This window comes from Paenibacillus sp. RC84, assembly GCF_041260495.1.
Classification (GTDB): Bacteria; Bacillota; Bacilli; order Paenibacillales; family NBRC-103111; genus Paenibacillus_F.
Window position 1 is genome coordinate 1 of sequence record NZ_JBGBYL010000015.1, and the last position, 26,439, is coordinate 26,439.

The 26,439-nt window shown below is 51.4% G+C and carries 20 protein-coding genes; 11 read left to right on the forward strand and 9 right to left on the reverse strand.

Going from position 1 to position 26,439, the window contains the following annotated elements:
• Positions 1–524 precede the first annotated feature (524 nt).
• Positions 525–737 (reverse strand): helix-turn-helix transcriptional regulator, encoded by a 213-nt coding sequence (locus ABH899_RS26735; protein ID WP_370001834.1) that lies wholly within the window; start codon positions 735–737, stop codon positions 525–527.
• A gap of 632 nt (positions 738–1,369) precedes the next feature.
• Here ABH899_RS26735 and ABH899_RS26740 point away from each other — a divergent pair.
• Positions 1,370–3,529: a methyl-accepting chemotaxis protein gene (locus ABH899_RS26740; RefSeq protein ID WP_370001836.1), complete on the forward strand. Its 2,160-nt coding sequence runs from the start codon at positions 1,370–1,372 to the stop codon at positions 3,527–3,529.
• Positions 3,530–3,863: 334 nt separating this feature from the next.
• Here ABH899_RS26740 and ABH899_RS26745 read toward each other — a convergent pair whose 3' ends face one another.
• From ABH899_RS26745 to ABH899_RS26760, 4 genes are all read right to left on the reverse strand, one after another.
• Entirely contained in the window at positions 3,864–6,749 is a 2,886-nt protein-coding gene (locus ABH899_RS26745) for an ATP-binding protein (RefSeq protein WP_370001838.1), read from the reverse strand.
• A gap of 428 nt (positions 6,750–7,177) precedes the next feature.
• A complete protein-coding gene (locus ABH899_RS26750; protein WP_219819079.1) occupies positions 7,178–7,258 on the reverse strand; it encodes a putative holin-like toxin in 81 nt (26 codons plus the stop codon).
• Between the two features lie 112 nt (positions 7,259–7,370).
• The gene (locus tag ABH899_RS26755) at positions 7,371–10,253 is read right to left on the reverse strand and encodes a DEAD/DEAH box helicase (RefSeq protein WP_370001840.1); all 2,883 of its coding nucleotides are present in this window, start codon (positions 10,251–10,253) and stop codon (positions 7,371–7,373) included.
• Entirely contained in the window at positions 10,250–11,839 is a 1,590-nt protein-coding gene (locus ABH899_RS26760; RefSeq protein ID WP_370001842.1) for an SWIM zinc finger family protein, read from the reverse strand. The genes ABH899_RS26755 and ABH899_RS26760 overlap by 4 nt, the downstream gene beginning before the upstream one ends.
• Positions 11,840–12,260: 421 nt before the next feature.
• On the opposite strand from ABH899_RS26760, the gene ABH899_RS26765 reads away from it, so the two are divergent.
• Together ABH899_RS26765 and recQ are read left to right on the forward strand one after the other, a co-directional pair.
• Complete coding sequence (locus tag ABH899_RS26765) at positions 12,261–12,560, forward strand: hypothetical protein (protein WP_217562842.1); 300 nt, start codon at positions 12,261–12,263, stop codon at positions 12,558–12,560.
• Positions 12,561–12,634: 74 nt separating this feature from the next.
• Entirely contained in the window at positions 12,635–14,434 is a 1,800-nt protein-coding gene (gene recQ / locus ABH899_RS26770) for a DNA helicase RecQ (protein ID WP_042235144.1), read from the forward strand.
• Positions 14,435–14,755: 321 nt separating this feature from the next.
• On the opposite strand, the gene ABH899_RS26775 is transcribed toward recQ, so the two are convergent.
• Entirely contained in the window at positions 14,756–14,911 is a 156-nt protein-coding gene (locus ABH899_RS26775; protein ID WP_370001845.1) for a hypothetical protein, read from the reverse strand.
• Between the two features lie 68 nt (positions 14,912–14,979).
• Here ABH899_RS26775 and ABH899_RS26780 point away from each other — a divergent pair, with 68 nt between their 5' ends.
• The 3 genes from ABH899_RS26780 to ABH899_RS26790 all read left to right on the forward strand — a co-directional run bounded on the left by ABH899_RS26780 (position 14,980) and on the right by ABH899_RS26790 (position 19,176).
• Entirely contained in the window at positions 14,980–17,319 is a 2,340-nt protein-coding gene (locus ABH899_RS26780; protein WP_370001846.1) for an ATP-binding protein, read from the forward strand.
• Positions 17,320–17,339: 20 nt separating this feature from the next.
• Positions 17,340–17,639, forward strand: a complete 300-nt coding sequence (locus ABH899_RS26785) for a 4a-hydroxytetrahydrobiopterin dehydratase (protein ID WP_009671588.1) — start codon at positions 17,340–17,342, stop codon at positions 17,637–17,639.
• A gap of 151 nt (positions 17,640–17,790) precedes the next feature.
• A complete protein-coding gene (locus ABH899_RS26790; protein WP_370001849.1) occupies positions 17,791–19,176 on the forward strand; it encodes a molybdopterin-dependent oxidoreductase in 1,386 nt (461 codons plus the stop codon).
• A gap of 237 nt (positions 19,177–19,413) precedes the next feature.
• Here the strand turns inward: ABH899_RS26790 and ABH899_RS26795 are convergent, their stop codons facing one another.
• Positions 19,414–19,905 carry a GNAT family N-acetyltransferase gene (locus ABH899_RS26795; RefSeq protein WP_370001851.1) on the reverse strand — a complete coding sequence of 164 codons (492 nt, stop codon included), beginning with the start codon at positions 19,903–19,905 and terminating at the stop codon, positions 19,414–19,416.
• A 267-nt stretch (positions 19,906–20,172) separates the two neighbouring features.
• Positions 20,173–20,616, reverse strand: coding sequence for a MarR family winged helix-turn-helix transcriptional regulator (locus ABH899_RS26800; protein ID WP_370001853.1), 444 nt, complete (start codon positions 20,614–20,616; stop codon positions 20,173–20,175).
• A 244-nt stretch (positions 20,617–20,860) separates the two neighbouring features.
• On the opposite strand from ABH899_RS26800, the gene ABH899_RS26805 reads away from it, so the two are divergent.
• Both ABH899_RS26805 and ABH899_RS26810 read left to right on the forward strand, forming a co-directional pair.
• Positions 20,861–21,331: a GNAT family N-acetyltransferase gene (locus ABH899_RS26805; RefSeq protein ID WP_218231757.1), complete on the forward strand. Its 471-nt coding sequence runs from the start codon at positions 20,861–20,863 to the stop codon at positions 21,329–21,331.
• A 126-nt stretch (positions 21,332–21,457) separates the two neighbouring features.
• Positions 21,458–22,309, forward strand: coding sequence for a sulfurtransferase (locus tag ABH899_RS26810; protein WP_370001856.1), 852 nt, complete (start codon positions 21,458–21,460; stop codon positions 22,307–22,309).
• Between the two features lie 123 nt (positions 22,310–22,432).
• On the opposite strand, the gene ABH899_RS26815 is transcribed toward ABH899_RS26810, so the two are convergent.
• The gene (locus ABH899_RS26815; protein WP_370001858.1) at positions 22,433–23,512 is read right to left on the reverse strand and encodes an NAD(P)/FAD-dependent oxidoreductase; all 1,080 of its coding nucleotides are present in this window, start codon (positions 23,510–23,512) and stop codon (positions 22,433–22,435) included.
• A gap of 322 nt (positions 23,513–23,834) precedes the next feature.
• On the opposite strand from ABH899_RS26815, the gene ABH899_RS26820 reads away from it, so the two are divergent.
• The 3 genes from ABH899_RS26820 to ABH899_RS26830 all read left to right on the forward strand — a co-directional run bounded on the left by ABH899_RS26820 (position 23,835) and on the right by ABH899_RS26830 (position 26,399).
• Positions 23,835–24,416 (forward strand): TetR/AcrR family transcriptional regulator, encoded by a 582-nt coding sequence (locus ABH899_RS26820; protein WP_370001860.1) that lies wholly within the window; start codon positions 23,835–23,837, stop codon positions 24,414–24,416.
• Between the two features lie 58 nt (positions 24,417–24,474).
• A complete protein-coding gene (locus ABH899_RS26825; RefSeq protein WP_370001862.1) occupies positions 24,475–25,362 on the forward strand; it encodes an alpha/beta fold hydrolase in 888 nt (295 codons plus the stop codon).
• Positions 25,363–25,547: 185 nt separating this feature from the next.
• Positions 25,548–26,399 (forward strand): nucleotidyltransferase domain-containing protein, encoded by an 852-nt coding sequence (locus ABH899_RS26830; RefSeq protein ID WP_370001864.1) that lies wholly within the window; start codon positions 25,548–25,550, stop codon positions 26,397–26,399.
• The last annotated feature ends 40 nt before the right edge of the window (positions 26,400–26,439 follow it).

Below are 26,439 nucleotides of genomic sequence, written 5' to 3' on the forward strand. Positions count from 1 at the left end.
TATGCGGCCAAGGAGCTGCAGCGGCGCGGGATTAATGCGGACCGGCAAAAGCTGCTTGCGACGATTGAGGCCGCCTGGATGCAGTATAATAAACCACCGAAGCAAGATAAAGTATAAAGAAAAGCCCCCGCGCCTTTAGGCCGGGAGCTTTTTTTCATCACTTCCGAGGGACGAATCGAAAGATTGAATATTTCTCCGGTTCACTGGTTTTCCTTATGTATTCTTGTGCTTCAAATTCGGTCAAACACTCGGCCACTACTCGATTTGACCGAATAATAACGTACGGCAAGTTACACACCTCTATCTAAATTATTCGTTCCATTTCAATAAAAGTGGGAGCATTAGGATAGCCGCGTAAATTAAGAAGCCAAAGAAGAGTAAATGGCCCCCCAGCTCACCTTCATCAAACCTCTTTTTCATGTTCAACCGCCCTTACAAATTTACAGTAATTGTAAGGTAATCTTGTCTTATACGTCAAGTTTCGCGCCGACGGGAGGAGCAGGTTTCCTGCTACCGCCGTTTACCTATTCATCTTCCCATTCGTATAAATCATCCATGTTGCAATTTAAAGTGTTTGCGGCCATCTTCATTTTTATGACAGATAACCGTCTTTCACCGGCAATTACCTTGGATATGAATGATTCAGAAAGCTTTATCCGTCGGGCTAGATCAACTTGTGTCATGTCAGCTTCCTTCAATAATATCGGTAAACGGCTCCTCCCAATACGGAGCGCCAAGTCTTTACCTCCTTCATGAACAAACTTCATAAAAAAGTATAGGCCCGCTGTCCAGGGGAAGTAAACAAGAAAAAGCGAGCAGCCTTTAAGGGCGCTCGCTTTGTTTGATGCCTAATGCTTCTTTAATCCGAACGGCGGGCATTGAAGGTTTAAAAACATGATTTTACACATATTTTACACAGAGTCATGGAAAAACCTTGATATATCAGGCTTTTTCGGCATATTTATACGTCCTCCTGGGACGTCACGGGAAGCGCAGATCTTACAGGATCTGCGCTTCTTTTGTTATCATCGTTTTTTCCTTGAAAGATGCTATTTGTTTTCCTTCTTTTCCTTAGCCTGTGAGTTACTTTATGCAGCTCTTTCCAAGTTTAAGCGAGGAGCTGTATATTTTTTAAAACGAATAATGAAAGGGTTATCATACATTTAATGATCGGAATTTTAGAGTTTTTCTGTCTAAAAAACCTCACTTCCTATGTTATTTGATGTAAATTTTATGTTTATTTTTTGACCGTTGTTCAAAACTTTTAACCCAATTAAACCGATATACTTGATTAGGACATAGAAAATGGGTGTCATCTCTTTTAAATAAATACACATAGACGTTAAACAGGAAGAGGGGGATTAAAGAGATGAAAAAACAAATGCTAACGAAAAGCTTTAAAGGAATGAACCGGAACTCGCTAAAGGTGAAGATTCCGCTTCTTTTGTTAATTTTGGCTTTGGTTCCGCTGCTTGTCTCGGAATATTTTCTCAGTAGTCAATTCACATCGGTACTCCGGAAAAGCATAGAGGAGAATCAAGTGAAGATAACCACGTATACGGCCGATTACATATCTTCCACACTTGTTCAGAAAGTGTCTACGGTTCAGAGCGTGATCCAAAATCATACTGAAATTGGCACTCAAACGGAGGCACAGAAAATCGCGATTCTTAAAACGATGTCGGAGAACGACACCGAGGTGAAGATTGCTCTGTTCGCGGATAAAGACGGACAAGCGATCGACCAGAACGGCAAGAAAAGCAGCCTCGCGAATGACGAGACGTTTAAAAGCGTTAAAGATACGAAGAAACGGGTTGTGTCCGATATTATTAAGGACTCCAGCTCCAATCAATATTCTTTGAAGGTCAGCGCGCCTGTCATAGGGACAGATGGACAATTCGCAGGTATGCTGCAAACCGCAATAAATCCGAGCCGGATGATCAGTCAGGTCAACAAGGTAAAGATTGGCGAAACCGGATATGCGTATCTCATGTCCAAAGAAGGCATCTATATGGTTCATCCTCAGGTGGACCGTATCGGTAAGCCGTTATCGGATATAGCGACTCCGGAAAGACTGGAGCTCTACAAAAAGACGGTACTTGTTAAAGAGCAGGGGCAAGTGGCTTATAAAGAAAAAGATAATACCAATAAGGTCGCGGCTTTCGAAGAAATCAAGGTTCCTGGCTGGCGCATAGTCGTAACAGGAAACTCGGATGAGATTTACTCCCAGGTCGATCAGGTAAACTTCATCGCCAAGATAATCGTTCTTGTATCCGCTGTTGTAGTAGTAGCTGCCGCTATCTGGCTGTCTACGTTTATTTTGAAGCCTCTTCTCGGTATTTCCGCTATGATGAAACGGATCGCCGGAGGAGACTTGTCCAGAAGGCTAAAGGTACAATCGCAGGATGAGATGGGGGACGTGCAGCAGAATATCAACGAAATGCTGAATTCCTTCTCTGCGCTTCTCCAGAAGTTAAGCATGGCGATTGAGCACATGGCGGCATCGTCCCAGCAGTTAAGCGCTATTGCAACCCAATCGGCGGATGTTTCCCAGAATGTGAATCAGACCGTCCTGGTTATGGTAAAAGGGGCCGAGACCCAATTCGAAACGGCTGAACAGACAACGGAGGCCATGAATGAAATGGCGGCGGGTGTGACCAAAATTGCGGATTCCGCCTCCACGGTGTCGGAAGTCGCGCAGGGAGCCGTGCAAAGAGTAAACCAGGGCTCCCGAGACATGCAGGATGCGATTCACCAAATCCAACAGGCAAGCGAAGCAGTGGAAGCGACTTCCCTGACTATAAAGGCGCTGGAGGAAAGCTCAGCCCGTATTCATCAAGTAGTCGGGTTTATATCCGAAATCGCCAAACAGACGAATTTGCTTGCTTTAAACGCTTCTATCGAGGCGGCGCGTGCGGGAGAGCATGGAAGAGGGTTCGCCGTGGTTGCACAGGAAGTAAAAAATCTTGCGGAACAAACCTCCGGGGCGACAGTCCAAATCAACGACACGATCAAACAAGTCCTGTCGGCCACCAAACAGGCCGCCGCATCGATGTCGCACGGCAAAGCCGAAGTGGACCGGGGCGTAGAGCAGGTACGCAATACGGATAGGGTGTTTGAGGATATTCTCGAGACCGTATCGTCGATTAACGGACAAATCCAGGAAGTTTCCGCGGCGGCACAGCAAATTTCGGCCGGTACGGAAGAAGTTGCGGCTTCCATGCAGGAAACGGTTCAAATTTCCAGAGACTCGCTTGGCAAAATGAACGGCATGTCGCGTTCGACGGAAGAACAGCACGCCGGTATGAAAGAGATCGTCATCTCCGCATCCGAGCTTACCCGGTTAGCTTCCGAGCTCCAGGAACTGTCCGGCAAGTTTACCGTAGAGAGAGACGCATCCACAGACAACGAAACCGACGACAAAGAGGTCAGGAACAAAAAGATCAAACAGCCGAAACAGAAACGGCAGAAGCCGGACAAACCAGTCAAACCGGCCAAGAAAGGCAAAGTAGATAAGGGCAATACGTAGAAATAGAGTGTAACCGGTAGGATCAGGGTTGAAGCGGTAAAATGCCGACAAGGGCTTACATGGACCTGAATGTGCCCTTACAGAGCTACAGAACACAAGGCAGAGGACAGCTAGGTGTATGAGCTCTTCATGCGGAATGAAGAATCGCAGTCAAGGTGAGGCATCAAAGGAGTTAATCCGAAACAGATGAGTCTTCAAGATTTGTCCAGGTTGGCCGCAGAAATAGATCTGAACGCAGCCTGCGTACAATCAACGACTGACAGATCAAACAACAAAGAAGCTATCACCGGATTGCCGGGATAGCTTCTTTGTTGTTTTCTTTTAAAATACAAGGTCAGGTTTCCTTCTCTTCATCTTCCGTTTCGATCTCAAATTCAATGGTGTCGGCGTTTACTCTGACATCATGTACTTTAATTCCGTTACGCGCCAAGGAGGACGTGATCAGATTGCGGTCTTGCGACGGAAAAACGTAGGAAGGCTTGTCCCTGTTGCTGAGAAGATCCTGAGCGACTTGAATGAGTCTTTCCATGGTGAACGGCTTCCGCATGAACTTCTCGATATCTTTCTCGTGGTAATCGAGAGGCGGCTCCAAAGCGGTGGAGACAATGACAGGCGTCCGGTTATAAACGGGATGGTGGTAGAGTTCCGAAATGAAATCCCATCCCGTCAGGCTGCCTTCCAGATGAATGTCCACGATGAAGAGCAGCGGCGCTTCCGTCGTTTTACGCTTTAAGGAGAGAATGCCTTCCTCCGCGGAACGGAGCTGAACGGAAGGAAGCTGAAGCTTCGCAAGCGCGACCTGGATCAGTTTAGCGAGGTTGTCGTCGTCCTCGAAAATAACGATTTTGTTATTTAGCGAGACCATTTCAAACGGAACCAGTTCGACTGTAAAGGTAGACCCTTTACCCATCTGGGAACGGAAGGTGAGCTTACCCTGATGGCCTTCCACAATCTCTTTGACGATGGCAAGTCCTAGTCCGGTACCGCCGATTTGCCTGCGGTCGGAGTTATCTACCCGGTAGAACTTGGAGAAAAGGTGCTCTTTCGCCTCTTCCGGAATTCCGAGTCCGTAGTCGGTCACATCAATGAAAACAGAACCGCCGCTTTCCCGGATCTGCAGATCTACCCGTTCCGCACCCGGCGAATATTTGATCGCATTGCTGAGCAGGTTCTGAACGACCTGGCGGAGCCGATCGCTATCCCCGCGGACCCAAACTTCTGCCGGCGAAAGGACGGATACCACAATGTCATGGTTTTGTTTGTCCTGCCATTTCTCGACGATATCGTAAACGAGCTCTTTCGTATCCACCGGTGCAAAATGATACACCTGGCGGCCGGATTCCATCCGCTGGAGATCGAGAAAGTCGTTAATGAGATTGGCGAGACGCGTAGCTTCTTTAAAGATGGTATCCAGGTATTTCTGCTGTTTCTCGCGTGGAAGCTCACGGTGGATGAGAATCTCGATGAAACCGAGCACGCTGGCCAGCGGCGTACGCAGCTCGTGAGACACAATACTGACGAACTCGTTTTTCATGGCATCGATACGCTCTTCCTCCGTCCGGTCGCGGAACACGAACAGATAACCGGATTCATCGCTATCGTTCTCGCCGACCGAGGTGGCGTAAATCTCCGTGAACTGCGGCTCTTCTCCGTTCATAAAGGTGAAGCGCTCGTTAAGCTGGTTGATATCGCCGTCAAACAGCGCTTTAATGGACTGAGAAACGCCGGTGAATCCGCTTGACGCCGCGGCGATTTCCTGGCAGGAATCCACGAAGTCGTGTCCGATCTGCTCGTCCAGATGGAAAAACTTATGCATCTGATTGTTTGCAATCAGAATTTTACCGTGCTTGTCGCACATCATCATGCCTTCATGCGCCGCTTCCAGAATCCCTTCGATAAGATCGCGCTGGGACTCGATATACTGCTTCTCCAGGACGAGCTGATCGTTAAGCTCTTCGAGATGCGCAGCCTGCTTGCGGCGCTCGTCGTTCATAATCTGGGCGTAAAACGCCAGATCGAACTGACGGATCAGACCCAGCGTCAGCCGCTCCTTCTCTTCATGCCGGTCGAAACCGTGGAAGTTGGTCAGGAGCAGGAAGCCGATCACCTGCTGCTGGTCATCCTGCAGAGGGAAGTAATGATCGACGGCAACGGAAATGCCGTCATGAAATCCCCGTTCCGCCTCGGTCGCTTCCCGCTTCTGAACAAAAGCGCAGCCTTCGTCGAACACACGCTGAGACGCGCCGTAAAGCTCGCTCTGGGCTCTGGAGGCGAAGCTGCGCGGATAGCCGCTGGAGAAGAGAACCTCATAGTGTTCGGCCTCCTTGCTCTTCAGAACGACAAGAGCCGCGTCATAACTGACGGAATCGAGAAGGGCAGGGATCGAATGCTGCAGGAATTGCTTCAGCTCCGTAAAGCCCGTCAGCTTCTCCTGATAATTCGAGATCAGCTCCAGCTCCCGTTCGCGGTCGGACAGCTTAGCCAGCGTAATCTGCTGCTCTTCCTGCTGGGCGATAATTTCCTCGTTCTGGGCTTCCAGACTTTCCGCCATGAAACGGTAGGTTTCCTCGCTCTTGCGGAGCTGAGATTCGGCACGGCTGGCGCGCAGTTGGATCAGGCCTGACCAGATTCCGATCAGGATACCGAGAATGCCGCCGCTCAAAATGATCATCCGCGAGACGGACCCGGCTCTCTTAATGGAGTCGTGGGAAGAATCGCTGATTTTGTTCAACACATCCAAGATGCTCAGGTGCAGAGTTCTGTACTGGTCCATATACTGTTTGCCGATATTGATCCGCCCCTGGGCTTCCTGTACTTTACCGGTCTGCACGAGTTCGATCTGGGAGCTGTAGAATGCAAGCATTTTCTGGATATGCGGATTCACTTGTGTCTGTATGAGAATACGGAGATCGTTATGACCCGATTCAAGCGTGTGAATGACTTCCAGGTCTTTCTGAAGTGCCGCTTTGCCGTTCTCGTAAGGCTCCAGATATTTCGGATCGCTGGAGATCAGGTAGCCGCGTATGCCCGTTTCCTGGTTGAGCAGGTCTTGAAGGAGATTGTTGGCCGCCGATATGACGGGAATGGCGTCTTCAATAACCGCATCGCTCTGCCGCTCCATATTCAATGAAGAGATGTAACTGGACGTTCCGACGAGAGCAAGGAGCAAAACGATGGCAATCACGTACGAAAGAGATAAGCGCGAGCGATTGAATTTCATGCGTTCACCTGGTTTCTGAAAATAATTCTGGAAAAATCCAGCAACAGTCCACATTCGACATGAAAAGACGGAATCCTGCATAAAACGAGCGTGCTTTTCGTCATTGTTCTCCAGAGCGAAATGGGGTAAAATGGAAGTAGGCCAAGCCGTAATGCCGACCCGGGTTCAGGGATTTAAGAAAGAATTGATTTTGTTTTGCCGATGCACTGTGTTAAAATACGGGTAACTAACGTATAGATGGATTATGTGTGCGCGTGCAGCCGTGGCACTTTTGTATTTTTATGCATAAGCTATACCGTTCTCCATGCCAAAAAGACCGCGGATGCGGGGGCATCTGCGGTCTTTTTCAATAGCTCGCCCTTCAAGGGTGATCAGCTGCATATGGTGTGACGAAGATAGACCTCCAAGGCCGGTTGCCCAAGGGAGGTCTATTTCTTCTTCTGTGAAAGAATGAGAACCACTAAGCTCGCGAATGAGATCATCAGCGTCAAAGCGTCTTTAACTTCCACAGGGCATCACCTCCTACTCGAGAAGGTTAGCCGACCACCCTTGAAAATGCCTAGTCTATTGTAACTTTAGTATACCACCAATGTGGGAAAAGTTATAGCATTTTTTACCATTTCACCCATTCATCCATTCCATCCGCAAAGAAAGCAGATCACGCAGCTCGTCCGTAGACAGCTCCGTAATCCAATTCTCCCCGCTGCCCACAATTTGCTCGCTCAGGCCGAGCTTTCTCTCGATCATTTCGTCGATTTTCTCTTCCAGTGTACCGAGCGTAACGAATTTGTGCACCTGCACGTCCCGCGTCTGTCCGATCCGGAAAGCGCGGTCCGTCGCCTGATTCTCCACGGCGGGATTCCACCAGCGGTCAAAATGAAAGACGTGATTGGCGGCCGTCAGGTTCAGACCGGTTCCGCCTGCTTTAAGCGACAGCAGAAAGACGGAGAACTGCTCTTCCAGGGGAAGCTCCGCGTTCTGAAAACGGGCGATCATCGCATCCCTCGTCTGCCGCGGAGTGCCTCCGTGCAGGAAGGAGACGGACTCGCTTAGCTCGCTTTGCAAAATTTCCTGGAGAAGATGGCCGGTCTCCACGAATTGGGTGAAGATCAGGCACTTATCGCCCTGCTGGCGCAGCTCCTGCACCATGTCGAGCAGACGCTCCACTTTGCCGGAGCGGTTACGCCAATCGGTGCGAGGTCCCTCGCGCATAATGAGCGCAGGGTGGTTGCAGATCTGCTTGAGCTTCGTCAAAGCGGCAAGAATATGCCCTCTGCGCTCCATCGGAGACATCGCGTCGACTTTCTCGAAGAGGTCGCGGATATAATGCTCGTAGAGCGTACCCTGCTCGGCTGTAAGCGTCACGAACGTCTTCGACTCGTTCTTCTCCGGAAGATCGAGCTGAATGGCGGGGTCTTTCTTGATGCGGCGCATCAGGAATGGCCGCACAAGGCGCTGTACCCCGGAGATCAGGCCGCTGTCGCGGGATTTCTCGATCGGCGTGACGAACCGGCGCGTAAACTGCGTGAGCGTGCCAAGATAGCCGGGATTGAGGAAATCGAAGATGGACCACAGCTCCGTCAGCCTGTTTTCCATCGGTGTACCCGTCAAGGCGATCCGGTGGAGGCCCGAGAAACTGCGGATAGCAGCCGCTTGTTTCGTGTACGGGTTCTTGACGTTCTGAGCTTCGTCCAGACAGATGGAGCTCCACGACACCTCGCGCAGTTCCTCCTCGTCGAGATGGGACAGCGTATACGAGGTAATGACCAAGTCGGCGCTTTCTACGGATTCCGGGAAGAAGCTTCCTTTGGCGCGCTGCGGCCCGTAATGAATGTGAACGCGGAGGTTCGGCGCAAAACGGCGCAGCTCCATCTGCCAGTTCCCGATTACGGAGGTCGGACAGATAAGCAGGGAAGGCGCCTCCGGGGCTTCGGTTTCCTTTACCTGAAGCAGATAGGTGATGTACTGGATGGTCTTGCCGAGACCCATGTCGTCGGCAAGACAAGCCCCCAGGCCGAAGCGCCGCAGGAAGAGCAGCCACGTGCTGCCCTCCAGCTGATAAGGCCGCAGCGTCCCCAGGAACGAAGCCGGGGGGTCGATGCGGGGCAGCTCGGCCGTGCGCGTGAGCTGCTGGAACAGCCGGCGGAGCTGGCCGGTCAGCTCGATCTCGACCGCAGGCGGCCGGTTGTCGGGATCGGCGGCTTCGTCCGCCGGTCCTTCCGGCTCTCCGCCCGTACCGCCGCCCAGCAGCTGAAGCTCCAGCACCTCGCGCAGCGTAAGTCCCTGCTGCCGGTCCGCTCTGGCGAGCAGCTCCTCCGCCTGGCGCAGGAACTGCGGGTCGAGCTGGACCCAGTGGCCGCGGATGCGGATGAGCTTGCGCTTCTCTTCGAGAAGCTGGAGGAACTCTTCCTCGCTCAGCTCGAAATCGTCGATGGCGACGCGCCAGTCAAACTGCATGAGCTGGGTAAGTCCGAACATCGACTCGCCGCCTCCGCCGCCAAGCGAATTTTTGAGCTTGGCCTGGAGCTTGGGGCGCAGCTTGCGCGCCCGTTCCCACCAGGCGGGCAGCATGACGGCGAAGCCCGCCTCCACGAGCCGCACGCTGCCTTCCGCGAGGAAGCGCCACGCCTCCTCGTCGCTCAGACGCGTGCGCAGCTGCGGCGGCTCTCCTTCGTCCGCCGCGTTCAGCCACGGCAGAAGGCGCAGCCATCTGCCGACATCCCGCGGGACGCGTCCGAGGTCCGCGATCCAGGACTCCGGCAGAGCCAGCTCGCCTTCCAGCGGCTCGCCCGCCGGAGTTACGGCGCGCAGGACCGTGTCGTCGGAGCGGTCCTGCAGCAGGATCTGCAGCCTCCAGTCCGGGTCCCCTTCGGGTTCCATGAGCTGGAGGCTTGCGCGGAACGGCGTCGGATCGTGCTTCCAGCCGATCGACACGAGCCAGTCCTCTTCGTCCAGCCAAGTATCGGCCGGACGTGTGCCCAGGCGCAGCAGCGGATGCGCCTCTTCGAGCCGGCGGAGCGCCGCTTTGCGGGAGCCGTCCGCTTCGATCCAGACGGGGATGAGCTGGTCGAGCCACAGCTCCGCCTGCGAAGTGACGGACGCGGCGGCTTCCCCTTCGAGCTGCAGCTTCCAGCTCAGGGTGCCCGTCTTCCACTGCTCGTAATCGGGAACGAAGCGTCCTGCGGCAAGCGCTTCCTTAACTTCGGGAGCGAGCTTCCGGAGATTCGTGGTGTCCGTATCCCAGCGGATGGAAAGATGCTTCACGGTATGCGGATCGCCGAAAAAATCGAGCGCCGTTAGAGCGGGCAGGGACAAGCCTTCGCGGTGTCCCCATTCGGTCGTTTCAATAAAGGTTCCGTAAAAGGAAGGGGCATGCCAGGCGAAAAGCAGGCCCTTCAGATCTTGTGCATCCCAGATGCCGCCGTTCTCCCGGGTTCCCCATACGAAGAAGGCGCCGGACGGCATCCAGACGGCATGAACCGTCAGCGGACTCGTTTCTATCATGGCAGCCAGCTTCCTTTCTCCAGTTCTTCCTGAAACGCGCGGAGGCGGACGAAGTGATCCGACAACCGGTTAATGTATGTCTCCCATTCGCGCTTCCGCCCGAGGGTCGTGTAATAGCCGTGAAGCTTTTTCAGAAGGCGGACAGCGGTTTTATAAGACGTTCGGTTCTTCTCCAGCACGGACCGTTCCACGGCCTGATGGTACAGGGGGAGAAGGAGGGAAGGATCGGATTCCTCTACCGATCTCAGCTCCAGGGCATACAGGTTCTGGGGGCCGATCCGGTTGGCGATTTGCAGATCCACCCACTGCCGGTAGCGCTTCGTTTGAAGCAAATAGCCGGTGTAAACATAGTAGGAACGCGGAAGAAGCGTCTCCATGATGCGAACCCATTCGTCGTCCGCATTGGCATGCTTGGCGGCGTCCGTCCAATATTGGCAGAGCAGGCGGAAGTCGTCCTGGGCCGCCGACTGCATGGTCGGAGCGAGCCAGCGGAGCCAGCTCAGCAAGGTGTCCCACTCGGCGCGTTCATGGCAGCGTCTCATATAGAGGATAAAATCTCTTGCTCTGCGCTGATGCAGAGCCTCCAGTCTAAGAAACGCCGCGTCCGGACTGTTCTCCATGAGGTCGAAATGAGCCCGGGCCACAAGCAGAACGTCCTGCTTGCGGTTCCGGCGGCCCTCCTCCCGTTCCTGGAGCTGTTTATCCAGCCGTTCTTTCTCGCGCTTGATCCATTCCGCTTTCTTCGGCAGAGCCCACCATACCGCCCGGTAGGCATACAGCCAGTCGTTCGGTCCTTCTTTGCCCTGGAGGGCCAGTGAGGCCAGGCGGTTCAACGCTTCCGTCCAGCGTTTGGGGTGTTCTTTGACCGAGACCGGAAGTGCCGGCGAAGCCAAAAGCCGGTCCAGACGGGACAGGCAGTCGGCCGCGGCCGTTGTGGCGTTGGACTCATGATAGCCGGATAAGTAGGAACTTTTCGTATCTCCAAAAAACTGCTCCATGCGGTGCATCACAAAAAAGGTCACGTGCAGGTCGTATAAAAGGCGGATGCCGTCCGGCCAGCCGGAGGCATAAGCTTGAAACCGCTCGAAAGCGGAAGTGACAAACAAATCGAACGAATACTGATGAGAAATCGAAAAACCGTGATACTGCGCTTCAAAAAAGCGGTGCCAATCTTCGGGAGAGCCTCCCGGCACCGGTTCGGAAGTGCGGCGTTTGGACTCGCGGTCGGCGTTCTTGGCGGGCTTCCGTTTCGTCGTCATCGCGCGCTTCAACTCTTGAACAAGCAGTTCAGGCCTGCCGTGAGGAACGTACAAGGCAAATATAACCGCTGCCATGTGTCTGCACGGTTTATCGAACGAGCAGGTGCAGTCGCCTGCACTGAAGCTTTCCAGATCGATCGTGGTATGGTAACGGTCGTTGCCCCGTACCGATGCATGCACGACCGTTCCTCCCACAAGTTCCACGCCGCTCACGCGGCCTTTGTGGTGAAACATCCAACCCCGTTCCATATCCTCGGGGTCCATGTGGGTCTGCATCTGCTTGATCAAGTAGTTCATTCTGTTCTTGGGTATTTGCAGTTCGAGCATTCCTTCTGAACCTCCGGGGTATCCTTATCTCTCCATAGTACCAGATTTTTTCCTGTTTTGCCCATTGGTTTAGGATTGGCTAATGGAGGATTTTTTAGACGTGCCATCAAGATAGGCGAAAGGGGCCTCAGCCTTGTAAAAAAACCGCATCTGCCGGGAGGCGGCAGCCCTCGCTCGGGAGCACGCTTGCGCATGATCCGGCATGTAATAAAAAGAATAAACTGGCAGGGAAAAAAGGGTGAGGCCGCCGAGGCCTTCCTACCATTTTACCACTATACGTCTGCTGATTCAGGAATTCGGTTAAAATAATAAAAAACGAACGCAGGTTTGGAAATTCAAACATCCCGGTGGTATACTGGGAACACAAGAGCAAGGCTCCGGAGCAGGAGCCTTTTCCACTTAAGGGAGGCACTCGAAACGTATGGGGATCAAGTTCGGCAGAGAGTACGAAGACATCATCCGCGATTTGATGAACGGGCTTGGACATGTGGACGGGTTTTACGGATTTTTTGAAATGAGCGAGTCGGATTGGCATGAGCTTCCCGAGGAAGACCGTCAGGAATGCCTTCGTACGCTGGCCGACGATGTGTTCTACGGACTCGGTTCCGAGCCGCTGCTCCAGATTGCGGACGCGAAGGTGCGCTATTTGAAGGATAGACACCTTATTCAGATCGACCATGACGATCAGGTTGTCACGATTGTGCGGCTGACATCCGCGTAAGCACGGATACGAAAGAGGTTCCGGTCTTTGGAGGCCGGGCCGCCCAGGAAAAGAAACAAGAGGTGCAATCTAACATGCTAGCCAAAGCGCAAGAGCTTCTGCAGCAGTATTACGGATATCCGGAATTCCGGGAAGGGCAGAAACGCATCATTTCCGCCCTTCTGGAAGGACGGGATACACTCGGCATTATGCCGACCGGCGGCGGGAAATCGATCTGCTACCAGATCCCGGCGCTAATGATGGAGGGCGTCACGCTAGTCGTCTCGCCTCTCATCTCGCTGATGAAGGACCAGGTCGATGCTCTGCATACGGTCGGCATTCCGGCGACCTTCCTGAACAGCACGCTGGAAGCGGGAGAAGCCGGTCGCCGGATTAGGGAGGCGATGCAGGGCAAGTACAAGCTGCTGTATATCGCCCCCGAGCGGCTTGAATCCGACTGGTTCCGCCAGTGGATGCATTCCATGAATATCTCCTTCGTTGCGATAGATGAGGCGCACTGCGTCTCGCAGTGGGGGCATGACTTCCGCCCCAGCTATGTCAATATAGCTCCGTTCGTACAGGACCTTCCGAGCCGTCCGCTAGTTGCGGCTTTTACCGCTACGGCGACAACGGAGGTTACGCAGGATATCGCCCGGCTGCTGGAACTCGACGACCCGGAGGTCGTGGTAACGGGCTTCGGCCGGAGCAATCTGGAGCTGTCCGTACTGCGGGGCGTCAACAAACGCGACTTTGTTTTCGACTATGCCAAAGCGCACACTCACCAGCCCGGCATCGTCTATGCCGCCACGCGTAAAGAGGTGGACGAGCTGTACGAGCAACTGCGCCGTAAAGGGCTGGCCGCCGGGCACTATCATGCCGGACTTTCCGACGAGGAGCGGGCCCGCAACCAGGAGGCCTTTCTCTACGACGACGTGCGGGTGATGGTCGCCACGAACGCGTTCGGGATGGGGATCGACAAGTCCAACGTGCGGTACGTGATCCATTACAATATGCCGAAAAACATGGAGGCGTATTACCAGGAAGCGGGCCGTGCGGGCCGTGACGGAGATCCCAGCGAATGCATGCTGCTGTTCAGTGCCCAGGACATTCTGACGCAGAAATTCCTTATCGAGCAGAATCAGCTTTCCCAGGACCGCAAGAGCAACGAGTACAAGAAGCTGCAGACAATGATCGACTACTGCCACACACCGCGTTGCCTGCAAAATTATATTTTGCAGTACTTCGGAGATGAAGGCGAGCTTGTTCCCTGCGGCAACTGCAGCTCGTGCAAAGATGACCGCGAAACCGTCGATATTACGGTGGAAGCGCAGAAAATCTTCTCCTGCGTCCGCCGTATGCAGGAACGGTTCGGCATCTCGATGGTTGCCGGCGTCCTGAAAGGATCGAGAAACAAGAAGGTGCTTCAGTACAAGTTCGACAATTTGCCGACCTACGGCATTATGAAGGACCGGACCGAGAAAGAAATCGCCGATCTGATTAACGTGCTTATCGCCGAAGGGTACATGGGATTGTCCGAGGGGCAATATCCTGTGGTCCGGCTTCAAGCGCCGGCTGTAGAGGTTCTGCAGGGGCGTGTTCAGGTGTTCCAGAAGGTCACCCCGAGCCAGCCGCTGGAGTCCGCCGTGGACAACATGCTGTTCGAGCAGCTGCGCCTGCTGCGCCGGGACATGGCCGCGAAGGAAAAAGTGCCGCCGTACATTATTTTCAACGACAGCACGCTTCGTGAAATGAGCGAGCGCTGCCCGACGACCGAAGCCCAGATGTTGAAGATCAAAGGCGTCGGCGAGGTGAAGTTCCGCAATTACGGCCTTCCTTTCCTGGAGCTTTTGCAGGAATATGTGCGGGAGCAGGAGGCTTATGCGGGAGAGTTTTGATGTGAGGTAAGGGACTTATTGTTTATAGACGACTTAAAAAGCATTCTTTAAGGAAGAGTTGGACAAAGGCTTTGGCTGATTCCGATACTTCTTGAAGAATGCTTTTTTTTCGTGGGTAAGAGAAAAAGTCCGCTCAAGAGCGGACTTTTGAATATACTTCACTACTTTTGCGCCTGTTTCGAATGTTTTTGTAACCGCCTTCAAGAAAGGCGGTTTCTTGGCGAGGGCAATGAAACAGAGGAGAATTTTAAATTGAAAAACAGCCGTTTGGATTCATCAAAAAAAACATATACATGATTATTCATAAAAGGTAAAATTATACTAGAACCAGGAGATTCTGCGTACTCCAATTTTTTCAGTCTGTTCTTTAATGATTTTTTGAACGGTTTCATTAGTACTGGAGACCCTATTTTTTAATTTTTCGCTTCTTATTTCCCGCTTCAATTCGGGTGACCACAAGATAAGTTCATTATTCATACAAAAAACCTCCTTTATTGTTAAAAATTAATAATTATTATAGCATTTAGTAGGAGTGAAGTATATTGGTGAGGAGAAAATTAATCTTTTTTATATGTATTTTATATTTAGTGGGCTTACAGACTCATTTTTTAAATTTAGTTTACACTCATCCCTATTTAGGGATTTATATAGACAAAAATAATAACGGAGATTGGGTTATTGATTCTTTTGATGAATTGGGGGTAGGCAAGCAGTATGGTTTGCAAACGGGTGATAAGATTCAAAAAGTTAATGATGAGGAATTATCTGAACATAGAGAGTTTAAGTTATGGAGGAATGTGGAGAAAGCCCATTCCATTACATACCTAAGGGACAATGAATCCAATGAAGTCTACTTTAAAGATGAAGCTAATATCCAAATTCATGATTTAATTGCCTTATTCTTTGAGATTATTTGCTTCGCTCTCGCTGGTTTTATTTATTTCAAGGGTAAGGGGAGTAATCAAGAGCGATCAGCGATTTACTTGGCTTTGGTCTTTTTTGCAATAGGCGCAACCTTTATGACTCTCGGGGCTTCAAATCGGGGGGATATTACCGGCAAAATTTTAATATGTACGTTCATACTATTAATTCCTTGTTTCTTCCTCCACTTTTTGATGATTTTCTTTAAACAGAAAGGGGTTAATATTTCTTCTGAAAATGCGCTGAAAATTTGGTATGGTTTAGTGATCGGTGGGACTGTAATAAGAAGTTCGTTCTTTATAGAGTCACTGTCCTATAATATATATATGTCATTTAATTTAACCGTTATACCGTTTTTTTTATTTTGTTTGTTCAATAACTTCTGGTATTTAAGCCGTGTACACAAACAAGTCAGAAGAAATAGAGAGCTTAGTTCTTTACTTAGAACAATCTGGTATTCTTTATTCGTTAGCTTCGCTCCATTTGCTTTGCTTTCCTTTTTCCCCGCAATGTTTATGAAAAGAGAACTGGTGCACTCTTTTTACACCAGTTGGTTTATTTTTATTTTTCCAGTTACTTTCGCCTATCTTATTTTATCTAAAAAGCTTTATGATCTTGACCTGTATATGCGGCGTGTGCTGTTTGTTGCGCTTATCTCTGTGCCACCGAGCCTTTTAATTGTTTTTTTCATCAGTTTCATTTTTCACAGAAATATTTCATGGATTGAAATTACTTATATTTTTATTCTTGCTTTATCAATTTTCTCCGTCTTTGCCTACTTCATAGAATATTTTTCAATTAATCTTGAAAAATTCATGTTTCCTCGCAAGTACTTTTTACAGCTGTCCCTTAAGAAAATTTCCAAAGCTCTTGGAACGATCACTAATTTTAACGCACTTAAGGAAATCATCCTCAACGATATTGTCAATACCCTCGAAATCCACGGCGGAGCCATCGTATTTGTAGAAAAAGACGGCATCCAAGTGATCACGGCGGGTGACATTGATGAAGAAGATGTTAAAACCTCTATGGAAAATGGAGTCTACAAAGGGGACAAGTATACGGCTTTTGAGATCAACCGGCACGAAGAGTATCGAAGTTTCCTGGTTGTAACGGGCAAAAAGTCCAACACGCATCTCGGCCAAGAGGACCGGCACTGGATCAATTTAATCGTGACCTACTTGTCTGCAAGCCTGGAGAACGTATACCTCATCCGCAAGCTGACGCTGAAAATGTACGAGCTGATGGCTAATATCCCGAACGAAGAGGCAACGCCGGAATTTGTGTGGCTCCGCAAAACGATGTACGACATTCAGGAGAAGGAACGCATCCGCATTGCGATGGACTTGCACGATACGACGATGCAGGATCTTTTTCTGCTCAAAAGAAGGCTGTACCCGATTCTTCAGCGTTTCCCCAAGATGACGGACGAGTACGGGCAGCTGACGGGGATTCTGACGCATATCGATTTGATTAATGAAAACTTACGGCAGAGCTGCTTCGAATTGAATCCTTATGTGCTGCAAAAGACGGGGCTGGTCGGCAGTATCCGCAAACTGGTCGATGTGGAGAGTTCCTACAGCGAATTTCAGGTTAATTTTATCGCCGACTGTACGGCGCAGATCGAGCTGCTTGAGGTCGAAAGGAAGAAGCACCTGTTCCGGGTAATTCAAGAGCTGCTAAATAATGCGAAGAAGCACTCGCAGGCCGAGCATGTCACGATCCGCCTGGTGGAGGAGAACAGCAGCATCAGTCTGTTTTATGAGGATGACGGTATCGGGTTCGATCGCCAGGTAAAAGAGATGAACCGCAAGAACCGGATTATTTCGGGAGCGGGCATCGGGCTCGATCAGATGCAGGGAAGGGTGCTGCTGATGAACGGTGAGTTCTATATGGATACCGAGCGTGGAAAAGGTGTACAAATCGAGATTCGAATCCCATTCCTGGAGGGTATTTCTGCTTAGAGGGGAAAGGAGGGAACACAATGGCTGCTGCAAACAAGCTTTCGTACGATCAGGTGGCCGTGAAGCTGGCCGGATTGAACGGCTGGAATTTGCGGGACGAACGTACAATCGAGAAGACCTATGAATGTCGTGATTTCAAAACGGCCATTGATTTTGTCCGCCGGGTGGCCGATGTGGCAGAGTCTCTAAAGCATCATCCCTTTATCAAAGTGGACGACAGACGGGTAACGATGCAGCTCAGCACGCATGATGCGGGCGGTCTCACAGACCTTGATTTTACTTCCGCGGTACAATACGATGGTGTGCTTCCCGTAGCTTAGCTTCCGGCTCCGGCCGGAGGATAGATAGAGGACCGCTGTCTTGCGGTCTCTTTTTGTGGGAGGGCATGGCCGTTTGTTAAAATAGAAGAAAAACCATTCACATGAAAAAACGTTAATCACGTTAACGATGAAGCGGGAGGAGTAGGCCGGTATGGAACGTAAGAACAACTGGCTGTCGGCCGGGTTCGGCAAGAAGCTGAACCGGCTGCACGCCTGGAATGCCTGGGTCACGCTTGTTCTGGCCCTGACCGGCATCGTGCTCAGCATCGGCTGGATCCGCGGCGACCTCGGAGCTTTGCGTGTGGTGCTGAAGCAGGGGCACATCTGGCTCGGCGTCTTCTCCATCCTCCTGCTGGCGCTGTACGTGCCGCTGCTGCCCAAGCATCTGGGGCAGCTGCGCAAGCGCAGGAAAGCCGGGCAGCAGGGCAATCTCGCCGGCGTGCTTGTGTTTACGGCCGGGTGGATCGTCAGCGGCGTCATCCTGTGGCAGTTCCGCAGCCTGCCGCCGGTGTGGAGCAATACGGCCCTGTTCATCCACGATGGTTTTACGTGGGTGGGCGTGCCGTATTTGCTCTATCACTCCGTCACCCGCAGCCGCTGGGTGAAGAAGCGCAGCGCGGAGCGGCCAGCCTCCGCATCCGCGCCGAGTCCGCCTGCACGGGCAGCCGAAGCCGCACGTCCGCAGGCGGATGCGCCGCAGCCTATCCTGCGCGCGGATACGGGCGCCGTCTTCCGCGACGAGACGCGGGATGCCGGCGGGGCGGCGACTCAGGCGAGCGCGTGGAGCGAGTCGCTGGGAAGGCGCATGACACGGGGCGCCTTCCTGAAGCTGGGCGCGGCGGCGGCGCTCGCGGTCGTGATCGGCCCATCGTTCGTCAGGTGGGCCCGCGGCAATCTCTTCGGCGGGGGAGGGCTGGAAGAGGCGGTGCGCGCAGATGCGAACCGCATGCTTCCGGCCCCCGTGCCGCTGGCGGAATCGTCGCCTCCTATCGGCGGCGGAGCGAAGGGGGATTTCCGGATTTACACGGTAACGGAAATCCCTGCGTTCTCCTCCGACAACTGGGCGTTCAGTGTGTCGGGAATGGTCGACAAGCCGCTCCGATTCACCTGGGAGGAGCTGCAGCAGGTGGAACGCCTCGTCCAGGTCAGCGACTTTCACTGCGTGACCGGCTGGTCGGTGAACAGCGTGACCTGGGAGGGAATCCGGCTGTCCGAGCTGCTCGGACGGGCAGGGGTACAGCTCGGAGCCGGGTTCGTGAAGTTCATCTCCGGGGACGGGGTTTATACCGACTGTCTCAGCCTGGAGCAGGCCCGTATGGATGAGGTGCTCGTCGCGCTGCTCATGGACGGCAAACCCATCCCGCAGCAGCTTGGAGGGCCTGTCCGCCTTATCGTCCCGAGTATGTACGCCTACAAATCGGTCAAGTGGCTTCAGAGCATCGAGCTGATCCGCGACGAGCATATCGGGTACTGGGAAGTGCGAGGGTACGAGAAAGACGCCTGGGTTCCGGATTCCCGGCTGAAGAGGGGCGTTTAGTGCGTCTTGCGGACTTTTGGAAACCGGTGCTCGTTAGAAAGCAGAAAAGGGAAGGGGCTGTATCCTCCCTTCCCTTGCCGGACAACGATTGCAGATCGTTACAGGATGTACGGTTTCTACATTCGTGTAAGGCGACGATGGCACTCTTAATTGTAAACGCTATCACAATAAGACGGCGCAGGCCCGTGCCGAAAGAAAGTCTGCCGAGGAGATGGTCGGAGGCGCAGCCGGGTAAGCTTACGCGGGCTCCGCTCTGTGAACCATACAGTGCATCATGGCCATGCCGGTCGGTGTCATCCGTTCGTACGTATCCGTGACGACAAACCCCGCCCGGATGTAAGCTTTAATGGCCCGCTCGTTGCGTACGAGTACTTCCAGGTCAATTTCGTTGCCGGGATTCCGTCTGCGCGCTTCGGCAACCAGGCATTCCACGTACGAGGGTCCGAGTCCCTGCCCGCACAGATCGGGACGGATTCCGAGTCCTAGGCGGGTCACGCCCGTCAGAGGGAAAAATTGCGCAAACCCGCACAGCTCGTCCCGCTCGTCGACAATGGCCGCATACTGCTTCTCACGGATATCGGGATCGGCGAATTCTTCCGCTCTCGCTGAAAGCTCTTCCCAGGAAGGCCAATTGTACACGCTGTAGGGGGCGGGATAGGACCAGGCGCAGATGGCTTTTCCATCGGTTTCGGTAAAAGGGCGCACGCGCCATGAGGTTGCAAGAGTCATGTTTTGTCCGCCTTTGGTTAAAATAGGATTGGCTCTATTATAGAACAGAATTCTGTATTAGAACAGGCTTGAAGTTAACCTTATACAGACTAAGAACAGCCGCATGGAACGAATGCTGTGGTGAGGGAGGGAGAATTTCGGAATCATCCGCTGAAAAGTAAAAACGGCCCCTTATCCCCGGTAATTTTCATAAAGGAATAGGCCGTTATTCTTTGTAAAATATTCGGATGCGGAACCGCTTGCGCAGGAGAGACAGCTATCGGCAAGCTAGTCTGCCGCTTCTTCTCCTTTATCGAGGTTGTCGATCATGTGAGCGAAAATCCGCGACATATGGGTCATGTCTTCGTCGGTTAAGCCCTGCATCATTCGCCTGATAATGCCGAGCCGATACTCACTCATCACTTTTACCATCTCGCGGCCTTTCTCAGTAACAGCCAGGAACACGACACGACGATCTTCTTCCGTCCGTATCCGTTCCGCATAACCCCCGGCAATCAGTTTGTCCGACATTCCCGTGATAGCTCCCGCCGTAATAAACAACGCTTCCGCCAGGCTCGATACTTTCTGGGGTCCTTCTTTAACCAGCGTTTCCAGAATAAGAAACTGCGATTTGGAAAAAGAGCGATCGACGTACTTCGTCCATTCATTGGACATTTTCCTCAAGAGTTGTCTGAAGGACTTTTCCATCTCAAGATAACCCTGATCGGGCATGATCCATCTCCTTTACCGGGCATAAGATTCTAAAAAATATTTTAGAACTAAATCATATACCGCTATAGGTATTTTTCTTATGGGGCTCCATATGGTAAACTTATAGTTACCCCCGTTTATTATCTCTATTATAAAATACCTTGTCTATAAGGGCAAAAAGAAATCCCACATTTTTTGTCGATAAAAATCAAGTGACAGGAATGGGAAATTAAGGAATACTAAGGATTAGAAGAGGAGGCTGTGTATGAGCCGTGTTGAAATACGCGAGGCGGAGCTGAACGACCGTGATGCTCTCCGCGGGTTGATGAATACTTATATTTATGATTTTTATCAATATCCGCGTCCGGAAGAAGAAAAGTTGGAGAACCTGTTGGATGTCCTGATGGAAAAGAAAGCAGGTACGCAGTTCGTCGCCGTGTACGACGGGGAGTTAGTCGGTTTCGCCACCTTATATTTTACATATAGTACGTTACGCACGGGCAAAGTCGTCATTATGAACGATCTTTTCGTGACGGAGAAATGCCGGATTCAGGGCGTCGGTACCAAATTGTTCCGTGCATGCAACCAGTATGCCGCTTATAATGGCTATGTGGCCATGCTTTGGGAAACGTCTAAGGCCAATGAGAATGCCCAGAAGTTTTATGAGAAAATGGGCGGAGAACGCGAAGAATGGTACCCTTACTCCATCAAGCCTGTCATCGGCGTAGGAGATTAAGCTGTCGGCCGGTTCCATAACCGGAACGGCTGCGGTTCTGCCGGAGAGGGGCCCGTTCTTCCCGCTCCGCCATGCGGTTTTAAACTCATTATGCAGCCTGCTAGGGCGGGGAGGACATTGATTCGGATGCGGAATATTGTCAGTTTGGAATGGCTTTACGAACACTTGCAGGACCCCGATCTTCTGATCGCGGACTGTCGGTTTGCGCTGGGTGAGCCGTGGAGCGGCCGCCAGGACTACAGCATCGACCATATCCCCGGTGCTTTCTACGTGGATCTGGAGGAAGACATGTCCGGCGAGAAGCGGGAGCACGGCGGCCGCCATCCTTTGCCGGACCTGGGCGCTTTCTCCATGCGCGCGAGCGCGATCGGAGTCAACGCCTCCAAGACGGTCGTGGCTTATGACGACCAGGGCGGAGCGATGGCAGCGAGGCTGTGGTGGATGCTGCGCTTTCTCGGTCATGAGCGCGTTTACGTGCTTGACCGCGGCTATTCGCAGTGGAAGGCGGCCGGTTACCCGGTAACGGCCGAGGCTCCGCAAGCAAGCCCGGCGACCTTCTCGCCGAAGGTTCAGCGGCACATGCTGGCGAGCATGGACGAGGTGAAGGCGAAGCTCGGCGAGAAAGGCACCGTCCTGATCGATTCGCGCGAGGGAGCCCGCTACCGCGGCGAGCAGGAAGCGATCGATCCGGTGGCGGGACACATCCCGGGCGCGCGTAACCGCTTCTGGAAGGACGCGCTCGACGCGGAAGGCTCCTGGCGGAGCGCCGAGGAGCAGAAGGAGAGATTCCGCGGGCTGGAGAACGCGGAAGAGCTGATCGTGTACTGCGGCTCCGGCGTCACCGCCTGCCCGAACGTGCTCGCGCTGGAGGAAGCCGGCATCCCGGGCGTGAAGCTGTACGCGGGAAGCTGGAGCGACTGGATTAGTTATGAGGAAAATCCAGTTGCGGTGGGGGAAGAGGAAAAGGAAAAGGCGTAAGCAGTTATACAGGTTGTAACACGGAGTACGTCGTCGCTCATGTGACGATGTACTCCTTTGCTTTGTGTCCGGGAGTATCGAGGTCAATTTGCACGTGCATGCGATTCCACTTGATTCACAACCTCACGCGCGAGAAACAGCGGGGTCATCCCTCGTGTGGTCCTTAAAACGGGAGAGTCGACAAGGGACTAATTCGCTTCTTGATTCCCGATTGATTATTTCACTTGCAGCCAGACGTGCAATCAGCGGCGCAAGCGTAATTGCAGAATGCATCACTGTCAGATAAAGTCCCTTTATGTGATCATGGAAGCCCACGATCGGATAGCCGTCTTCAGGCATTGGTCTCATCCCGACCCGGATGCTTTCCAGTTCCAATTGATTTCCGCCCTTTAGACTGCGACGCAACGTCTCGAACGCTCGCTTGCCGACCGCCTCTGGCCCGTTTTCTTCCGACTCGTCGATATAATCTTCCGCAGCCAGCAGCGTTTGATCCGTCAGTTGACGCGCTTCAAATTGCGCATTTGAGATTAATGTGCGTATCAGCTTATTCTCAGTTTTCATCCGAATCAGAATGGAAGGCGACGGCGTTACCGGCACGGGACAACCTAACGGGTTGCAAAGTTCGGGTATGCCTGTACCTGCGGCCAATACCACGACATCCGACTCCAGAAAACCCTTGGACGTGTGGACGCCGACCAGGCAGGAATCTTCTTGCTGCAGCTGTGTAACGTTGGTACCGAACTGAACCTTTGCTCCGTACTCCCGCGCTTTGCTCAACAACAGATCCGTTAACCCTATCGGGTCCACCGCCCCTTCTTCGCTGACAAACATCGCTTCATCCGGATATTCCTTCAGATTCGGTTCCAATGCCTCAAGCTGCTCCCGGTTTAATTTTTGAAAACGGAGTTGCTCCCTTAGGGACGGATTGTCCCAAGTCAGCGCCCCGTGCCAATGAATGTGCAGTTCGGACAAATCTTGCTGAAGCGCATGATATTCTTCACAAGCCGCATCGTACAAATGCCAGTATTCGGGAGCCACCCTATGCGTCGTATGTATCCAGGCAAACGATTTTTCCGTGACTCCACGCGCCGCGGCGGGGTGTCGTTCAATAACGGTTACATCTTGATTTCGTTTGGCCAGATGATAGGCCACGGACGCCCCTACAATTCCTGCGCCAATAATCACGATTTTTTGTTTACTCAATAATGACGCCCCCTTTGTCACCTTATTGTAGCATAGGCGTCATAATAATCCGACGTCATAACATAGGAGGACAGCTGGAGCGATTGGGTTTCCTACGCGGGGAATCCGATGGCGGCGGGTGGCGAGGAATAGGCCGTAGGTTATCGCGGCTGCGGGTTGAGAGGGCTGTGACAGACTGCCGAAGGGCGGGCTGTTGCGGCCCTTTCCATTCGACAGTTTGCAAACATAAAGTCGAAAAAGGCAGTTGCGGGTATGCTTTAAACAAACAACTTGCGTTTATGGAAATTTTTTTCTACAATCAATAGTGAACGGAGGTTCATTTATGGTTCAGGTTTTGAAAGAGGAATTGAGGCAAGCGGTTATCAAGAGTGCTCAAGTTGAGTTTGCTCAATTCGGATATGCGGGGGCATCCATGAAAAGAATTGCGGCCCAGACAGGTATCTCCGTTGGGAACTTGTACAGATATTATACGGATAAAGAAGACTTGTTTGATTCCGTTATATCGCCGGTGTACCATGAGCTGGAAACGCTGATAAAGAATCATCATGCTCAACCACACGGTCAAAGGAATATCTTTGAACTTATCGTTGAAGCTTTAACGAATATCGTCGTTGAATACCGTACACCACTCTTGATTTTAATCGATGGTGCTAGAGGCACCCGGAACGAAAACGCCGTTCAGAAATTTCACCAAATGATGGCGGATAATGTAGCTGTACATTTAACGGATTACAGCAATAAGGGCGGGGAGGGCTTGAAGCCGCAAGTCGCGTGGCCTGTTTCTGTCGCATTTCTACAAGGATATTTTGAGATTATTAGGCTCCATGAAGGAACCGAAGATTGCAAAAGAATGGTTCGCCAATATTTGCTGGTTTGGTTTCAAGGTCTGCAAGCCATTCTTTAAAAACGATTACGATTTTTTGCTTCAATAACGAATTTAAGTTTATTTATGGAGGGTGTAAATGAATAAGTCTATTCGTCAACACCAGACAAAAGACGGATTTATCTTAGAGTACAGCATTGTCGGCCAAGGAGAACCGGTTTTGGTTCTGCACGGGGGCCATTCGAGTTGCTATGGAGAATTAGGCAGAAACGAACTCGCGGCTCGTCACTTCTCTGTCATTACTCCTTCGAGGCCGGGTTACGGCAGAACATCCAAGGAACTTGGAGAATCGCTTATTGTCGCATGTGATTCATATATCGAGTTGCTTGATGAGTTGCAAATTCCCCAGGTCCATGTTATTGCTATGTCCGCCGGAGGCCCGAGCGGAATTCATTTGGCATCCAGATTTCCAAATCGAGTAAGAAGCCTTGTCTTGCAATCCGCCGTAACCCAATGCTGGTTAAGTCCAGACGACAAGCTGTATAAATTTGCTCAATTCTTGTTTCGGCCTCCTATAGAAAAATACGTTTGGGCCATGATTCGACTTTTGAATAAGCTATTTCCGTCCTTTCTGTTGAGCAATATGATTCCCTCTTTTAGCAAACTGCCCAAGGAGAAGGTATTACCGCAAATCAATGATGCCGATCGCAGGAAATTTAAAAGCATTATAGCTCAACAGCGGTCAGGACACGGCTTTCTGATAGATTTGGTTCATACGGGTAAAGATGCGACTTCAGCACTTGCTGCCATCAAGTGCCCTACTCTAATTATGCATAGTATTCATGATGCATCCGTCAGTGTGGATCATGCTCGGCATGCTAGTCGATTAATACCGAACTCCCGACTTTGCGAGCTTGACTTATGGGGACACTTGATTTGGCTTGGAACAGGTGCCGATGAAATGAATCGACAGTTGTTTTCGTTCCTTGAAGCTGCAAACGTTCATCAACAGTCTGCAAACAGCTGAGTCTTGACCGAACCACAACCTATCCATCCCTTCGGTTCATCGCTTTGCTTCACTTGGCCTTTTGTTGGCGATCCGTTCGGCTTGACTCAGCCACAGGAGTATACCTCGCCTTGGCTCAAACCATACTGTTTGAACTGTATTGACTATAATTGAACATAATGAAAATTAGGATTGGTGCGGGAAGTATGAATGTACAAGACACAATTTCGAATATAGTGGACAGCTTAAAACAAATCGACGGGGTAAGTACTCTGGTTCTAGGCGGTTCAAGAGCCAGGGGGGCTGAAAGCCCCAACTCTGATATTGATATTGGTATCTACTACGATTCCGATAAAGGACTGGACATTTCCGGGCTCCGTCGGGTTGCTGCTGCACTGGATGACGACCGTAGAGATAACTTGGTGACAGAAATTGGTGAATGGGGACCATGGATTAATGGCGGTGGCTGGTTGAAAGTTAATCAAATTCCAGTCGATTTTTTATTCCGCGATCAAAATAAAGTGTCACAAGTGATTGAACAGTGTGTTAGGGGAGATATTACAATTGATTACCAGCCAGGACATCCTCATGGATTTGTCAACTCGATTTATTTTGCGGAAATAGCGTTATGCAAAGTGTTATGGGACCCTTCTGGAGTAGTAGGAAAGCTGAAGAATAGAACAATTCCATTTCCACCCGCTTTTCAAAAAGCAATCATTCAAAAATTTTTTTGGGAGGCAGCCTTCTCTCTCGATAATGGATATAAAGGTATCTACAAAAAAGATTTATCCTATATCGCCGGATGTTGTTTCAGGTCGGTATCTTGCTTAAATCAGGTTTTGTTTGCAATTAATGAAACCTACTTGATGAACGAGAAGGGAGCTACCGCTATCGCCGATTCATTAGACATAATACCAAACGAATATTCCCATAGAATAAATGAACTCTACGGCTTAATCACAGAAGATCAAGATTGTTTAAAGAAGGCGTTCAGCATTATGCACGATCTTATTCAGGAAACGGAAAGTCTGCTGAAAACCAAATCATTATTGAACTAACGGAACGATAGTTCAACTGTGATGGCTTGCAAACAACCGG

Excerpts from the sequence above, each read along its gene's own strand:
- ABH899_RS26825 (WP_370001862.1), top strand. The coding sequence starts at position 24,475 with ATGAATAAGTCTATTCGTCAACACCAGACAAAAGACGGATTTATCTTA.
- ABH899_RS26795 (WP_370001851.1), bottom strand. The coding sequence starts at position 19,905 with ATGACTCTTGCAACCTCATGGCGCGTGCGCCCTTTTACCGAAACCGAT.
- ABH899_RS26745 (WP_370001838.1), bottom strand. The coding sequence starts at position 6,749 with ATGAAATTCAATCGCTCGCGCTTATCTCTTTCGTACGTGATTGCCATC.
- ABH899_RS26740 (WP_370001836.1), top strand. The coding sequence starts at position 1,370 with ATGAAAAAACAAATGCTAACGAAAAGCTTTAAAGGAATGAACCGGAAC.
- ABH899_RS26790 (WP_370001849.1), top strand. The coding sequence starts at position 17,791 with ATGGAACGTAAGAACAACTGGCTGTCGGCCGGGTTCGGCAAGAAGCTG.
- ABH899_RS26765 (WP_217562842.1), top strand. The coding sequence starts at position 12,261 with ATGGGGATCAAGTTCGGCAGAGAGTACGAAGACATCATCCGCGATTTG.
- ABH899_RS26810 (WP_370001856.1), top strand. The coding sequence starts at position 21,458 with ATGCGGAATATTGTCAGTTTGGAATGGCTTTACGAACACTTGCAGGAC.
- ABH899_RS26755 (WP_370001840.1), bottom strand. The coding sequence starts at position 10,253 with ATGATAGAAACGAGTCCGCTGACGGTTCATGCCGTCTGGATGCCGTCC.
- ABH899_RS26830 (WP_370001864.1), top strand. The coding sequence starts at position 25,548 with ATGAATGTACAAGACACAATTTCGAATATAGTGGACAGCTTAAAACAA.
- ABH899_RS26805 (WP_218231757.1), top strand. The coding sequence starts at position 20,861 with ATGAGCCGTGTTGAAATACGCGAGGCGGAGCTGAACGACCGTGATGCT.
- ABH899_RS26785 (WP_009671588.1), top strand. The coding sequence starts at position 17,340 with ATGGCTGCTGCAAACAAGCTTTCGTACGATCAGGTGGCCGTGAAGCTG.
- recQ (WP_042235144.1), top strand. The coding sequence starts at position 12,635 with ATGCTAGCCAAAGCGCAAGAGCTTCTGCAGCAGTATTACGGATATCCG.
- ABH899_RS26760 (WP_370001842.1), bottom strand. The coding sequence starts at position 11,839 with ATGCTCGAACTGCAAATACCCAAGAACAGAATGAACTACTTGATCAAG.
- ABH899_RS26820 (WP_370001860.1), top strand. The coding sequence starts at position 23,835 with ATGGTTCAGGTTTTGAAAGAGGAATTGAGGCAAGCGGTTATCAAGAGT.
- ABH899_RS26800 (WP_370001853.1), bottom strand. The coding sequence starts at position 20,616 with ATGCCCGATCAGGGTTATCTTGAGATGGAAAAGTCCTTCAGACAACTC.
- ABH899_RS26775 (WP_370001845.1), bottom strand. The coding sequence starts at position 14,911 with ATGAATAATGAACTTATCTTGTGGTCACCCGAATTGAAGCGGGAAATA.